Genomic DNA, 13698 nt, shown 5'->3' on the forward strand with positions numbered 1-13698 from the left:
GTGGCGGGGGATGCAGTAGTCGTTACGACTAGCCAAACCCTCACCGCTGGGAGCGTTTGGCGACCCAGGCGGCGGCCTGGGTGCGGCGTTCCATGCCCAGCTTGGCCAGCACCGAGGTCACGTAGTTCTTGACGGTCTTCTCGGCCAGGAACAGGCGTTCGGCGATCTGCCGGTTGGTCAGCCCGTCGCCGATCAGGTTCAGCACCTTGCGTTCCTGCTCGGTGAGCGCGTCCAGCTCGTCGGTGGCGGCGGGGCGGCGCATCCGCTCCAGCACGCGGGCGGTGGTCACCGGGTCCAGCAGGGAACGGCCCTGGGCCACCTCGCGCACGGCCTTCACCAGGTCCTGGCCGCGCACCTGCTTGAGCAGGTAGCCCGAGGCACCGGCCATGATGGCGCCGAACAGCGCCTCCTCGTCATCGAAGGCGGTCAGCACCAGGCAGTGCGGGCCCTGCCAGTCGCCCTCGGCGAGGCCGCGCAGTTCGCGGCACAGGCTGACCCCGTCCCCGTCGGGCAGCCGCATGTCCACCACGGCCACGGCGGGCCGCAGCGAACGGGCCAGCACCAGCGCTTCCTGGACACCACCGGCCTCGGCGACGACCTCCACCCCGTCCTCACCGTCGAGCAGGTCACGCAGCCCCCGGCGCACCACCTCGTGGTCATCGACGAGCAACACTGTGACGGACACCCACCCACGGTATCCGTTGCGATGACCGGACGTGCCACTGTTGAGCCGTGGCCGACGACACCCTACGAATCAAGCACATCGCCAATGCCGACCGCCCCGCGCTGGGCCGGCTGATGACAGAGCTGTGGGGTGGGGCGACAGTGGTGGTACACGGGACGGTCTTCCGCCCCGCGGCGCTGCAAGGACTGCTCGCGGTGCGCGAGACCAGGCTGGTCGGCCTGGTCACCTTCGACACCGCGGGCGACACGCTGGAGATCGTCACCCTGGACGCGCTGGTGCGCGGCATGGGCATCGGCTCCGAACTGGTGGCCGCCGTCGTCGGCGAGGCGCGCAGGCGCGGACTCGCCCGAATCACGGCGACCACCACCAACGCCAACCTGGACGCGCTGCGGTTCTACCAGCGCAGGCAGTTCCGCCTGCTCACAGTGCGCCAGGGCGCGGTTGACGAGGCGCGCAGACTCAAACCGCAGATCCCCGCCACGGGGCCCTACGACATCCCGCTGCACGACGAGATCGACCTGGAACGCCTGCTGTTCAGCCCGAATACCTGATCCTGGCCAGTTCCCGCACCTCGCCGATGGTGGACCACTCGTCCCCGCCCAACCTGGCCAGCGGGCGCAGCCGGTCGATGGACGGGTGCCCGTCGATGAGCACCCGCTCGTCGACGGCTGCGTGCAGCACGGTGCCGAACACCACCGTGGAATCGCCCAGCAGCAGCGTGCTGTGCAGGGAGCACTCCAACGCCACCGGGGACTGCGCCACCCGGGGCGGCCGGACCCGCGCGCTGGGCTCCTTGGCCAGCCCCAGCTCGGCGAACTCGTCCACACCGGGCGGGAAGTTGGTCGCGCTGGCGTTGATCTGCTCGAACAGCGGTTCGGGAGCCAGGTTCACCACGAACTCGCCGGTGTCCTCGATGTTGCGCAGGCTGTCCTTGCGGCCGACCGAGGTGAACTGCACCACCGGCGGGGTCACGCAGGACACCGTGAAGAACGAGTGCGGCGCGAGGTTGTCCACGCCCGCACCGGAGGTGGAGGACACCCAGGCGATCGGCCGGGGCACCACCACGGCGGTCAGCAGCCGGTAGAACTCGCGGGCGGGCAGGGCCTGGGGATCGAAATCAGTGCGCACCACCCCAGTGTGCAAGCCGACCGGCTCAGCCGCTCGCGGTCGGCAGTTCGCTGAAGACCTCGTCCCAGGCGGCGGCGACCTGCCGCGCACAGGTCACCGGATCGACCTCGCCCACGCCGGTGCCCAGACCGGGCATGGCGACCGTGCGCACGGCGGACCGCACGGGGACACCGCTTTCCAGGCGACCGTGCAGCCAGAGCCGGAACACGGCGCGCGCCGCCAGGTACGGGTGCACGGTGTCGGCGGGCAGCTGCTCACCGGGCTCACGCATGGTGGGTGCGCTGATCATCCATTCGGGGGCAGGCTCACCCGTTGGCACGATGAGCGCCTCGCCCACCGGCAGCTCGCCACCGTGGTAGGCCAGCACCCCGCTGCGCACGTGCTGTTCCACGTAGGGGAACGCGCGGGAGTAGAGCGCGTCGATGCCGCCGCGCATCCAGCCGAAGGAGTTGGCCGGGCTCACCACGGCCTCGGCCTCGATGTCCAGCACCGAACCGGGGTGCACGCTGATGCCCTCACGGCTCTCGGCGACGGTCTTCCAGGCCGCCGCCAACGGCGCTTCGACGGCACACAGCACGAGCTTGAGCAGCGGAGCGGTCGTGTCGCCCTCCGTGTCAGCGGTCACGACCCAAGCATTGCAGGCCACCGACACGGCGCGTAACTGGGGAGGCCACCGTCCGAGTGGGTGATCTACGCCTCAACGAAGCGCGGGTCGACGGTGGCCGTAGGGTGGTGAGGTGCCGCGCATCGCCTATTTCGGACCCCAGGGAACCTTCACGGAGCAGGCGGCGCGTGCGCTGGCCGACCCGCGGGAGCACGAGCTGCTGCCGCTGGACACGATCCCGGCCGTCGTCGCCGCGGTCCGCTCCGGCGAGGTCGCCGCGGGCTGCGTGCCGGTGGAGAACTCCGTGGAGGGCGCGGTCCCGGCCACCATGGACGCGCTGGCACTGGGCGAGCCGGTGGTCGCGGTGGCCGAGCACGTGCTGCCGGTGCACTTCAGCGTCCTGGTCCGGCCGGGCACCGAGGCCGCGCAGATCCAGACCGTGGCCAGCCACCCGCACGGGCTCGCCCAGGTCAGGGGCTGGCTGGAGGCGAACCTGCCCAAGGCCACGGCGATCGCGGTCAACTCCACGGCGGGAGCGGCCCGCGCGGTGCACGCGGGGGAGTACGACGCGGCGGTCAGCGCACCCGTTGCCGTCGAGCACTACCCGCTGCACGAGCTCGCCACGGGCGTGGCCGACGTGGCCGACGCGGTGACCCGGTTCCTGCTGGTCACCAGGCCCGGCGCACTGCCCGCACCGACCGGGGCGGACCGCACCTCGCTGGTGGCCGTCGCGGTCAACCGCACCGGCGCGCTCTCCGGGCTGCTGCACGAGCTGGCCCTGCGGGAGATCAACCTGACCCGGCTGGAGGCCCGCCCCACCAAGGACCGGTTCGGCGAGTACCGGTTCTTCCTGGACGTGGAGGGCCACCTCGCCGAACAGCGCATCGCCGACGCGCTGGCGGCCCTGCACCGGCGCTGCCTGGAAGTGCGCTTCCTGGGCTCGTACCCGCGCACCGACGGCACGCAGACCCAGGTCGCGGCGCCCACGCGGGACGAGGACTTCGCCGCGGCCACGGACTGGGTGGCGGCCGTGCGGCGGGGTGAGCGCGCGTGAGCGAGCCATTCAACGCAGCGCCGGTGCGAACGCGCTCGCTGAGCGCTGGCGAGGTGAGGGCGTGAGCACGCTGCGACTCGTCCTGGTCCGGCACGGGCAGACCCCGTCGAACGTGGTGCACGCGCTGGACTCCAAGCCGCCCGGCCCACCGCTGACCGAACAGGGGCAGCAGCAGGCCGTGGCCGTCGGCCGTGTGCTGGCCGGGGAGCCGGTGTCGGCGGTCTACTCCAGCGTGGCGGTGCGGGCACGGCAGACCGCCGCCGCGATCGCCGAGCCGCACGGGCTGGACGTGGTGGTGGTCGAGGGCGTGCACGAGGTGTTCGTCGGCGACCTGGAGTGCCTCAACGACGAGGACTCGCTGCGGACCTTCTTCGGGGTGTTCACGAAGTGGACCTCCGGGGAGGACCTGGACGCGCCGATGCCCGGCGGCGAGTCGGCCAACCAGGCGCTGGCCCGCTTCCTGCCGGTGGTCGAGCAGCTCCGCCAGCGGCACGCCGACGGGGTGGTGGTGCTGGTCAGCCACGGGGCGGCGATCCGCCTGGCCTCCTTCGCGCTGGCCGACAACATCCCGGCGGAACTGGCCGAGACGCACCTGCTGCCCAACACGGGACGGGTCGTGCTGGAGCTGGACCCCACGGCCGCGGGCGGCTGGCGCTGCCTGGAGTGGGCCGGCGTGCCGCTGGGGTGATCAGCCCCAGCCGAGTTCGTGCAGGGTGTGGTCGTCGATGCCGAAGTGGTGCGCGATCTCGTGCACGACGGTGACCGCCACCTCGTCGACCACGTCCTGCTCGGTCTCGCAGATGTCCAGGATCGCCTCGCGGTAGAGGAAGATCCGGTCCGGCAGCGCGCCGCCGTAGTCGTAGCCCCGCTCGGTCAGTGCGACGCCGTGGTAGAGCCCGAGCAGCGTCGGGTCCTCCTCGTTGCGCGGCTCGACCAGGATCACCACGTTGTCCATGGCCTCCGCGAAGCGCGGCGGCACCAGGTCCAGTGACTCACCGACCAGCTCCTCGAACCGGGCTGGGCTCATCGAGAAGGCCACTAGTTGCCCGAGCCCGAGTCCTGCGGGGTGTTGGTCGGCGCGTTCTGGGTGCTGCTGGGCACCAGTTGCGGGCCGACCCCGCGCACCGAGTTGGTGATCTTCTGGAGCCCGGAGCCGTCCGGCAGCTTCTGGCCCACCTTGCAGTTGACCTTGGTGGAGCCCAGGTTCCAGCTCTCCTGCTTGATCGTGTCCCAGGTCACGCCCAGGCCGACCTTGGTCAGGTCGAAGCCCTTGGTGTAGGCGGTGGTCATCTTCTCGCAGGCCTGGGACAGCGCGGCCTTCTGCTTGTCCTCGGTGGGGTAGGCGTCCTGGAACTGAGGCTTGAGGTCCACCACGCCGATGATCTCGTAGGCGTGCGCCTCGGTGCAGGCCACCGGGTCGCCCAGGTCCTTGCCCTCGATGCCCAGGCAGGTGCCCTCCGGGTACACCGGGGACTGGTCCGACTTGGTCGCCGAGCCGGTGGTCGGCTGGAGCTTGCCGCGCGGTCCCGCCGCCTGCAGCCCGCAGCGCACCTGCCGGGCGCCCGCCGACCACTGCTGCTCCTTGGGCTTGAGCGCCCCGGTGCTGTACTTGCCGTTGGGATCGAGCTTGTCCGACATGTACTTGGCGGTGACCGGGGTGCACTTGTCCTGGGAGATCTTCTGCCACAGCGTGCCGTCGGGGAAGGGGGCCCCGGACGGGTAGCTGGCGGTCAGGTCCACCGTGCCCGCGATCTCGAACAGGTGCTTCGCCGAGCAGTCGACACGGCTGATCTCACCGTTGTCCGCCCAGGTCAGGCAGCTGCCGTCGGGTGCGTCGAAGGCCGCGTTCGCGTCCGTCGCGGCGCCCGCGGGCATACCCTTGATCGGCCACGAGAACAGCGTGCTCGTGGTCAGTACGACCAGCGCCCCGAGGACGGCGCCGACCATCAGCAGACGGGTCTGGCCGGTCTGCCGCTTTGGATGAAACCACTCAGCGAGTTCTGGCATCAGAACCCATGATGCCTGTGCCGGCCAGTAACCGACACTGGGTACCGTCTCTGGCAGGAGGAGCCGATGGCCGACGACACACCCGAGGACGAGGTCAAGCCCGAGCGGACCGAGGAGAACAAGCCCAAGCAGGGCAGCGTCCGCTTCCAGGACTCCTCGACCAAGCCCAGGCCGCCGACACTGGCCGAGAAGCGCGCCCGCGAGCGGGCCGCCGCCGAGGAGCGCGAGCGCCAGGAGGCCGAGGAGGTCGAGCAGGCGCAGCTCGCCCGCAAGAAGAAGATCCGCAAGCGGGCGCTGATCGGTGGCGGGGTCGGCGTGGGGCTGGTCGGCGTGATCGCCGCCTCCTACGCGCTGTCCGGTCCGTCCACCAGCGTGACCGCGCGGTGCACCGACAACAGCGGGGTCGTGGTCGACGACCAGTACTGCAACGTCAACTCGGCGTACTACTCGTCCAACGGCGGCTCGTACAACCCGGGCACCGGCTGGTTCCTGTTCTCCGGCGGGCGGCAGTACCACTACTACTACGGCGGCAGCGGCAGCATCGGGCAGCGCGCCACCGGCGGCACCATCACCGCGCCGAGCAGCGGCACCGAGGTGAAGTCCTCCAGCGGCCAGACCATCCAGCGCGGCGGTTTCGGCGTGAAGGGCGGCAGCGGGGACAGCGGCAGCAGCGCGGGCAAGAGCGGCGGCAGCAGCGGCGGCAAGAGCGGGACGAGCGGGGGCAGCTGAGTGCACCGGGAGACCTCCAGGCCACGGCCTGGGTGGCAGCAGATCGTCGCCGACCAGGGGCTGGTGTTCGGCTCGCCCTCGGTCGGCGTGAACGGCACGCAGCGCCCGTACTGGGACGAGTCGGCGCACTACGTGTTCGAGATGGACGAGATCCTCTCGCTGGAGGCCGACGTCGAGCTGCTGCACTCGATGTGCCTGGAGGCGGTGGACACGGTGGTGACCACCGAGCGCTACCGGGACTTCGGCATCGCGGAGTGGCTGTGGCCGGCGATCGCCGAGTCCTGGAAGCGCAGGGACCCGCACGTGTACGGGCGCTTCGACCTGCGCTACGACGGTTCGGGCCCGGCGAAGATGCTGGAGTACAACGCGGACACGCCGACCTCCCTGCTGGAGGCCTCGGTGATCCAGTGGAACTGGAAGACCGACGTGTTCCCCGAGGACGACCAGTGGAACTCCATCCACGAGAAGCTGGTGGAGCGGTGGCGCGACCTCGGCAACCTGCTGCCCAACAACGAGCTGCACTTCACCTGGTCCGAGGGGGACACCACGGGTGAGGACCACCTCACCGTGGCCTATCTGCAGGAGACCGCGGCCGAGGGCGGCATGGACACGGTGGGACTGTCCATCGAGGACATCGGCTGGGACACGCTGCTCAAGCGGTTCGTGGACCTCGCCGAGTCCCCGATGAACACCGTGGTGAAGCTGTACCCGTGGGAGTGGGTGGTCGAGGAGCAGTTCGGCCGCCACGCCGTGGAGACCCTGCCGGGCACGCTGTGGGTCGAGCCGCTGTGGAAGATGCTGCTGTCCAACAAGGCGTTGCTGGCCGTGTTGTGGGAGATGCACCCCGGCCACCCGAACCTGCTGCCCGCGTTCCTTGGCGACCCGGGCTTCCTCACCGAGTACGTGCGCAAGCCGCTGCTGGGCAGGGAGGGCGCCAACATCACGATCGTGGCCCCGGGCTACGAGACCGAGACCGGCGGGGTGTACGGCCGCGAGGGCCACGTCTACCAGCTGTTCGACCCGCTGCCGGAGTTCGACGGCTACCGGCCGGTGCTCGGTGCCTGGGTGGTGGACGATGCCGCCGCGGGCCTGGGCATCCGGGAAAGTGTCGGACTTGTGACCGACGACGGGGCCTCTTTCGTTCCACATCGGATAGTCGAGTCGTGAATACTGACCAGCCGTGACCCTCGCGACTCTTGGCCAGGGCGTCGGCGCGATCGCGCTCTACGCGGTGATCGGTCTCGTGCTGATGCTGATCGGTTTCTACGTGATCGACTGGACCACCCCAGGCAAGCTGTCGAAGCTGGTCAGGGACGGTCGTCCGAACGCGGCGGCGGTGACCGCCTCCGGGCTGCTCAGCGTGGCGCTGATCGTGCTGGTGGCGATCTACAACTCGCCCGCGAAGCTGTCCGAGGGCATCGTGTCCGCGCTGGTCTTCGGCCTGATCGGGATCATCGTCCAGGTGATCGCGATCCGCGTCTTCGAGTTCGCCATGCGCATCGACATCGGCGCCCTGCTCGCCGCGGAGAAGTTCTCGCCGGTCAGCGTCGTGGTGGCGGCCGCGCACCTGGCCCTGGGGCTCGTGGTGGCCGTCGCGATCAGCTGAGTAGATTTCACGGCGTGATTGACCTCAGGACACTGCGCGAGAACCCGGACGTGGTGCGCGCTTCGCAGCGCGCACGTGGTGAGGACCCGTCGTTGGTGGACAGCCTGCTGTCCGCCGACGAGAGTCGCCGCTCCGCGGTGTCCCGGGCGGACTCCCTGCGCGCCGAGCAGAAGCAGCTGGGCAAGCTGGTGGGCAGGGCCCAGGGCGAGGAGCGCACCGCGCTGCTGGCCAAGGCCAAGGAGCTGGCCGCCGAGGTGAAGGCCGCCGAGGCCGAGCAGTCCGCCGCCGACCAGGCGCTGACCGAGGCGCACAAGCGCATCGCCAACCTGGTCGAGGACGGGGTGCCGCACGGCGGCGAGGACGACTACACCGTGCTCAAGACCGTCGGCCAGCCGCGCGAGTTCGAGTTCACCCCGCGCGACCACCTGGAGCTGATGGAGGGCCTGCGCGCGGTCGACATGGAGCGCGGTGCGAAGGTCTCCGGCTCGCGGTTCTACTTCCTCACCGGCATCGGCGCGCAGTTGCAGCTCGCGCTGATGAACATGGCCATGCAGCAGGCCGTGGCCGCTGGCTTCACCATGATGATCACGCCCTCGCTGGTCCGGCCCGAGATCATGGAGGGCACCGGCTTCCTCGGGGCGCACGCCACCGAGGTGTACCGGCTGCGCGAGGACGACCTGTTCCTGGTCGGCACCTCCGAGGTGCCGCTGGCCGGGTACCACGCCGACGAGATCATCGACCTGTCCGGCGGTCCGCGCCGCTACGCGGGCTGGTCCTCCTGCTACCGCCGCGAGGCCGGGTCGTACGGCAAGGACACCCGGGGCATCATCCGGGTGCACCAGTTCGACAAGATCGAGATGTTCTCCTTCTGCGCGCCGGAGCAGGCCCGCGAGGAGCACCAGCGCCTGCTGGCCTGGGAGGAGGAGATGCTGGCCAAGGTCGAGGTCCCGTACCGGGTCATCGACACGGCCAGCGGCGACCTCGGCGCCTCGGCGGCCCGCAAGTTCGACTGTGAGGCGTGGGTGCCCTCCCAGTCGGCCTACCGCGAGCTGACCTCCACCTCGAACTGCACCACCTTCCAGGCCAGGCGGCTCAACATCCGTTCGCGGGACGCCGACGGCAAGCCACAGACCGTGGCCACGCTCAACGGCACCCTGGCCACCACGCGTTGGATCGTGGCGATCATGGAGAACCACCAGCAGCCCGACGGCTCCGTGGTGGTGCCGCGGGCGCTGCGCCCGTACCTCGGCGGTCAGGACGTGCTGACCCCGGTCAAGTAGTCGGCAGCGGGGTCACCCACGGGTGACCCCGCTCCCTTTTACCCGCGGTTTGAGACGTGGATGTCTCATTTGATGTACCTTCGTCTCATGGCGACGGATCGGGTGCGGGTGCTGCGGGCGACGGTGCGGGTGCTGGTGCGCCAGCCGAACGCGCCCATGGACGAGCTGGCCAAGGCCGCGGGCATCAGCCGGGCGACCCTGCACCGGCTCGTGCCCAGCCGCAACGCACTGGTCAAGCAGTTGGCGGAGCTGGCGCTGGCCGACGCGCGGGCCGCGATCGAGCGGGCGAGGCCCGAGCAGGGGGAGCCCGTGGCGGCCGTGCGCAGGCTGGTGGCGGAGCTGGTACCGATCGCCGACCTGTGGGCCTTCCTGATGGGGGAGAACCAGATCGCCGGCGACCCCGAGATGGACCAGCTCTGGGCCGAGCTGGACCTGGCGCTGATCGGGCTGTTCCGGCGCGGGCAGGAGAGCGGGGCGTTCCGCGTGGAACTGCCCGCCGAATTCCTCACCGACGCGCTGAGCTCGCTGCTCGCGGGCACCGGCTGGGCCGTCCAGCACGGGCGGCTGGCCGCCAAGGACGCCAACCGGGTGTTGACCGAACTGCTGCTCAACGGGGCCGTGCGGAGGAACCAGTCATGAAGTCGCGTTGGGTCGCACTGAGCACGCTGGTGCTCGCGGTGCTGCTGATCGCCGTGGACGCCACGGTGCTGAGCCTGGCCGTGCCCTTCCTGGCCAGGGACCTCAACCCCTCGGCAGTGGAACTGCTCTGGATCGGTGACGCCTACTCGTTCGTGCTGGCCGGACTGCTGGTCACCATGGGCACGCTGGGCGACCGGATCGGCCGCAAGCGCTTGCTGCTGATCGGTGCCACGGCGTTCGGCCTGCTCTCCGTGCTGGCCGCCTTCGCGCCGAGCGCCGGGGTGCTGATCCTCGCGCGCGGCCTGCTCGGGGTCGCCGGGGCCACGCTCATGCCCTCCACCCTGTCGATCATCCGCAACCTGTTCACCGACGCCAAGGAGCGCAGCCTGGCCATCGGCGTGTGGGGCGCCATGGCCTCGGCGGGCGCCGCGGTCGGCCCGCTGGTCGGCGGCTTCCTGCTGGAGCACTTCTGGTGGGGCTCGGTGTTCCTGATCAACGTCCCGGTGATGCTGGTGCTGATCACGGTGGGCGCGTTCGTGCTGCCCGAGTCGCGCAACCCCGAGCCGGGGCCGTGGGACCTGGTCGGCGCCGTGCTGTCCCTGGTCGGCGTGGTCGGCGTGGTGTACGCGATCAAGGAGTTCGCCGCCAACGGGTTCGAGCCGAGCACCCTGGTCGGCGCCGCTGTCGGCGTGCTGGCCCTGGCCCTGTTCGTGCGGCGCCAGCTGCGGCTGCCCGTGCCGCTGGTGGACGTGCGGCTGTTCGCGCAGCGGCGGTTCACCGGGGCCGTGCTGTCCACCTTGCTGGCCATGTTCGGCCTGGCCGGGGTGGCGTTCTTCTTCTCCCAGTTCCTCCAGCTCGTGCAGGGCTACGGCCCGATGGAGGCCGGTCTGCTCGAACTGCCCGCCACGGTCGGTGCCGTGGTCGCCGGGCTGGTGGCCGGTGCGCTGGCCAGGGCCTGGTCCGCCGCCCGCGTCACCGCCGCCGGGCTGGGCGCGATGGGCGCGGCACTGGTCGGCACGTTCTGGCTCGGCCCGCAGACCCCGTACCCGGTGATCGGCCTCGCCCTGCTGGTGATCGGCTCCGGGGCGGGCGTGGCGTTCACGATCACCGCCGACCTGGTGCTGAGCAGCGTGGCGCCCGAGCGGGCCGGTGCCGCCTCCGCCGTCTCGGAGATCTCCTACGAGCTGGGCACGGCCCTGGGCATCGCGGTGCTCGGCTCGGTGCTGACCGCCGTGTACCGCGCCGACCTGCGGTTGCCCGCCGGGCTGCCCGCCCCCGCCGTCGAGGCGGTGCGCGACTCGCTGGCCAGCGCCTCCGGCCTGCCCGCCGAGGTACGCGCCCAGGTGGTGGACACCGCCCGCGAGTCCTTCGTCGCCGGGCTGCAACTGGCCGGGCTCGCCGCCGCCGTGCTGCTGGTCATCGCCGCGATCGCCGCGAGGACGCTGCTGCGCGACCGGGCCGCGACCCACTGACACGCCGCCGCTAGAGCACCAGCGGGGACACGACTTCGACGAACCTGGGCACGGTGCGGGCGGTCAGCCAGTCGGGAAGGTCTCGCCCTCGGGGCCGAGGTCGTAGTCCTCGGCATCCTGGGTCAACTGCCGTACCAGGGCGCGGCGACGCTGGTACTCGGCCACCTCGGAGAGCGCGACGCGGTGGTGGGCTCCGACCATCGTGTCCGCGAGCGTGCCCGAGTCGATCAACCTGGCCACGTGCTGCCGGGACACGCCGAGCACCTTGGCGACCTGGGTGGTGGTCAGCATCGTGTCGTGCGCCGCGACAGTGACCGCCTGACCCTGCGACAGGGCGCCCGCCACCTGCCTGAGGACCGCGAGGATCTCGGCGGGCAGCGCCGTGCGCGTGCCGTCCTGCCCGATCACCTCGGGCTGGCTGCCCGAGTCCAGCGCGGCGGTCAGCGTCCGCAGGTCGTGTGCGCGTGCGGGGTCTTCCGGCGGCTGCACGGTGTGCTGGTCCAGGCGGGTGGTCATGGCGTCCTCTCAGGCCGACACGGCTACCCTGAGTCTAACTGCCCTAAGTGCACATTGCGAGGACAATGTGCCACCGGCTGACACGCAAAGGCCCCCGCGCGCTCGGACTGCCCCTGTCCTCGCACGCGGGGACCTCTCGTTCCCCTCACCCCGGTCTGCAAGCGGTATGACGCTCGGTCTCGCGAGGCGGTTCCGCAGTGACCTGGGGTACACACGATCAGGTGAAAAGTTTGGGCAGTACCTCGGCGGCGACTTCCTCGAGTACCGACTCGGCGCCCGCGTACACCCCGTCGTGGCGGGGCCAGGGGGCGAGCACGTCGGTGAAGCCCAGCTCCGCGGCCCTGCCCAGCACCTCCTCGAAGAACTCCCTGCTGGACAGCGAGAACTGCGGGCAGGCATCGGACTGCAGGTAGCGGTCCAGCGTGGCGGGCTCACGGCCGACCGAGGCCAGTGCCTCGTCCATGCGCCGGCAGGCCTCGCCCACCGAGCGCCACCAGCTGTCCAGGCTCTCCCGGTCGGTGCCGGTCGTCACCCAGCCCTGACCGAACCGGGCCGCCAGCCGCATCGTCCTCGGTCCGTTGGCCGCGATCACGAACGGGATCCTCGGCAGCTGTACGCAGCCGGGGGCCGACCTTGCCTCCACGGCGGCGAAGTGCTCGCCCTGCCAGGTGGTGCTGGGCTTGGTCAGCAGCGAGTCCAGCAGTTCGACGAACTCCTCGAAGCGGCCGGCTCTGGTGCCCGCGGAGATCTGCTCCGCGCCGAGCACCTCGGTGTCGTAGCCCAGCCCGCCCGCCCCGATGCCGAGCGTGAACCGGCCGTCGGAGATGTCGTCCAGCGTGGTCAGGTCGCGGGCGAAGGGCACGGGGTGCCGGAAGTTCGGCGAGGCGACCATCGTGCCCAGCCTGATCCGTGAGGTGACGGCCGCCGCCGCGGTCAGCGTCGGCACCGAGCCGAACCACGGTCCGTCCACCAGCGAGCGCCAGCCCAGGTGGTCGTAGGTCCAGGCGTGGTGAAAGCCGTACTCCTCGGCTGCCCGCCACTTCGGCTCGGCCACCCACCAACGATGTTCAGGGAGGATCACAATGCCAACGCGCACAGCTTCGGACAGTAGCGGGACGCTGAGGGGGCCGCCGGTCAGGCACCATGGACTGGTGCAAAAGCCACTTCTGGTCGCCTCCGACGTCGACGGAACCCTGCTCACCCCCGACGAGCGGATCTCCCCGCGCACGGCCGAGGTGATCGGCAGGGTGCTCGCATCGGGCACCCCGTTCGTGCTGGTCACCGGCCGCCCGCCGCGCTGGGTCCCCCGCGTCGCGGTGGAGGCCGGGGTCAGCGGCTACGCGGTGTGCGCCAACGGGGCCGCGCTCTACGACATCGCCGCCGACCGGGTGTTCCGGGTGCACGGCCTGGACCCGGTGCAGCTGAGCGACCTGGCCACGGCACTGGCCACGGCCGTCCCCGGCTCCCTGCTGGCCACCGAGCGGGTGGCCGAGACCGCGATGGGCGAGGCCGAGCGGCAGTTCCTCGCGGAGCCGGAGTACCAGCACCCGTGGCCCAACCCGGACTCGGCCGCGGCCAGCCGGGGCGAGGTGCTCGGCAAGACCGCGATCAAGCTGCTGGCCAGGCACCCCGGCATGACCAGCCAGGAGATGGCCACCGCGGCCACCGCGCTGCTCGGGGACCAGTTCGCCGTCACCTACTCCAGCAACAACGGCCTGATCGAGATCGCCGCCGCCGGGGTGACCAAGGCCACCGGCCTCGCCGAGGTCGCCGAACTGCTCGGGGTCGAGCGCGGGGACGTCATCGCGTTCGGCGACATGCCCAACGACGTGTCGATGCTGTCCTGGGCCGGGCACGGGGTGGCGATGTCCAACGCGCACCCGCAGGCCAAGTCCGCGGCCGACGAGATCACCGGCAGCAACAGCGAGGACGGGCTCGCGCTCGTGCTCGAGCGCTGGTTCTGAGCCCGTCCCCGCGT

17 protein-coding genes are annotated in these 13698 nt (G+C 71.0%); 10 read left to right on the forward strand and 7 right to left on the reverse strand.

Translation table 11 applies throughout. From position 1 onward, the window contains the following. Positions 1-40: 40 nt before the first annotated feature. Entirely contained in the window at positions 41-685 is a 645-nt protein-coding gene (locus KALB_RS00650) for a response regulator (protein ID WP_025353796.1), read from the reverse strand. Positions 686-732: 47 nt separating this feature from the next. Here KALB_RS00650 and KALB_RS00655 point away from each other — a divergent pair, with 47 nt between their 5' ends. Next, positions 733-1236, forward strand: coding sequence for a GNAT family N-acetyltransferase (locus KALB_RS00655; RefSeq protein WP_025353797.1), 504 nt, complete (start codon positions 733-735; stop codon positions 1234-1236). Here the strand turns inward: KALB_RS00655 and KALB_RS00660 are convergent. Next, positions 1220-1813, reverse strand: coding sequence for a flavin reductase family protein (locus KALB_RS00660; RefSeq protein WP_025353798.1), 594 nt, complete (start codon positions 1811-1813; stop codon positions 1220-1222). The genes KALB_RS00655 and KALB_RS00660 overlap by 17 nt on opposite strands. Before the next feature lie 25 nt (positions 1814-1838). After that, a complete protein-coding gene (locus KALB_RS00665) occupies positions 1839-2438 on the reverse strand; it encodes a macro domain-containing protein (protein WP_025353799.1) in 600 nt (199 codons plus the stop codon). A 112-nt stretch (positions 2439-2550) separates the two neighbouring features. On the opposite strand from KALB_RS00665, the gene pheA reads away from it, so the two are divergent. Together pheA and KALB_RS00675 are read left to right on the forward strand one after the other, a co-directional pair. After that, on the forward strand, positions 2551-3471 hold the full coding sequence (pheA, locus tag KALB_RS00670; protein ID WP_025353800.1) for a prephenate dehydratase: 921 nt from the start codon (positions 2551-2553) through the stop codon (positions 3469-3471). A 61-nt stretch (positions 3472-3532) separates the two neighbouring features. Continuing rightward, positions 3533-4159, forward strand: a complete 627-nt coding sequence (locus KALB_RS00675; protein WP_318296742.1) for a histidine phosphatase family protein — start codon at positions 3533-3535, stop codon at positions 4157-4159. Here KALB_RS00675 and KALB_RS00680 read toward each other — a convergent pair whose 3' ends face one another. Beyond that, a complete protein-coding gene (locus KALB_RS00680) occupies positions 4160-4498 on the reverse strand; it encodes a metallopeptidase family protein (protein WP_030111347.1) in 339 nt (112 codons plus the stop codon). 11 nt (positions 4499-4509) lie between these two features. Next, positions 4510-5478 (reverse strand): septum formation family protein, encoded by a 969-nt coding sequence (locus KALB_RS00685; RefSeq protein WP_025353803.1) that lies wholly within the window; start codon positions 5476-5478, stop codon positions 4510-4512. Between the two features lie 66 nt (positions 5479-5544). Here KALB_RS00685 and KALB_RS00690 point away from each other — a divergent pair, with 66 nt between their 5' ends. The 6 genes from KALB_RS00690 (at position 5545) to KALB_RS00715 (ending at position 11204) form a co-directional block, all read left to right on the forward strand. After that, a complete protein-coding gene (locus KALB_RS00690) occupies positions 5545-6207 on the forward strand; it encodes a hypothetical protein (protein ID WP_025353804.1) in 663 nt (220 codons plus the stop codon). Next, entirely contained in the window at positions 6208-7374 is a 1167-nt protein-coding gene (locus tag KALB_RS00695) for a glutathionylspermidine synthase family protein (protein WP_025353805.1), read from the forward strand. It begins immediately after the preceding gene. A 13-nt stretch (positions 7375-7387) separates the two neighbouring features. Further along, the gene (locus KALB_RS00700) at positions 7388-7813 is read left to right on the forward strand and encodes a DUF350 domain-containing protein (protein ID WP_025353806.1); all 426 of its coding nucleotides are present in this window, start codon (positions 7388-7390) and stop codon (positions 7811-7813) included. Positions 7814-7827: 14 nt separating this feature from the next. Beyond that, complete coding sequence (gene serS / locus KALB_RS00705; RefSeq protein ID WP_025353807.1) at positions 7828-9093, forward strand: serine--tRNA ligase; 1266 nt, start codon at positions 7828-7830, stop codon at positions 9091-9093. Positions 9094-9180: 87 nt separating this feature from the next. After that, a complete protein-coding gene (locus KALB_RS00710) occupies positions 9181-9732 on the forward strand; it encodes a TetR/AcrR family transcriptional regulator (RefSeq protein WP_025353808.1) in 552 nt (183 codons plus the stop codon). Further along, a complete protein-coding gene (locus tag KALB_RS00715; RefSeq protein ID WP_025353809.1) occupies positions 9729-11204 on the forward strand; it encodes an MFS transporter in 1476 nt (491 codons plus the stop codon). The genes KALB_RS00710 and KALB_RS00715 overlap by 4 nt, the downstream gene beginning before the upstream one ends. A 63-nt stretch (positions 11205-11267) precedes the next feature. Here KALB_RS00715 and KALB_RS00720 read toward each other — a convergent pair whose 3' ends face one another. Together KALB_RS00720 and KALB_RS00725 are read right to left on the reverse strand one after the other, a co-directional pair. Continuing rightward, positions 11268-11720: a helix-turn-helix domain-containing protein gene (locus KALB_RS00720; protein ID WP_025353810.1), complete on the reverse strand. Its 453-nt coding sequence runs from the start codon at positions 11718-11720 to the stop codon at positions 11268-11270. A gap of 217 nt (positions 11721-11937) precedes the next feature. Then, on the reverse strand, positions 11938-12816 hold the full coding sequence (locus KALB_RS00725; protein ID WP_025353811.1) for an LLM class flavin-dependent oxidoreductase: 879 nt from the start codon (positions 12814-12816) through the stop codon (positions 11938-11940). A 55-nt stretch (positions 12817-12871) separates the two neighbouring features. Here KALB_RS00725 and KALB_RS00730 point away from each other — a divergent pair, with 55 nt between their 5' ends. Continuing rightward, positions 12872-13684, forward strand: coding sequence for an HAD family hydrolase (locus KALB_RS00730; RefSeq protein WP_025353812.1), 813 nt, complete (start codon positions 12872-12874; stop codon positions 13682-13684). The last annotated feature ends 14 nt before the right edge of the window (positions 13685-13698 follow it).

The sequence above is a fragment of the Kutzneria viridogrisea DSM 43870 genome, assembly GCF_000525635.1.
Taxonomy (GTDB): Bacteria; Actinomycetota; Actinomycetes; order Mycobacteriales; family Pseudonocardiaceae; genus Kutzneria; species Kutzneria viridogrisea.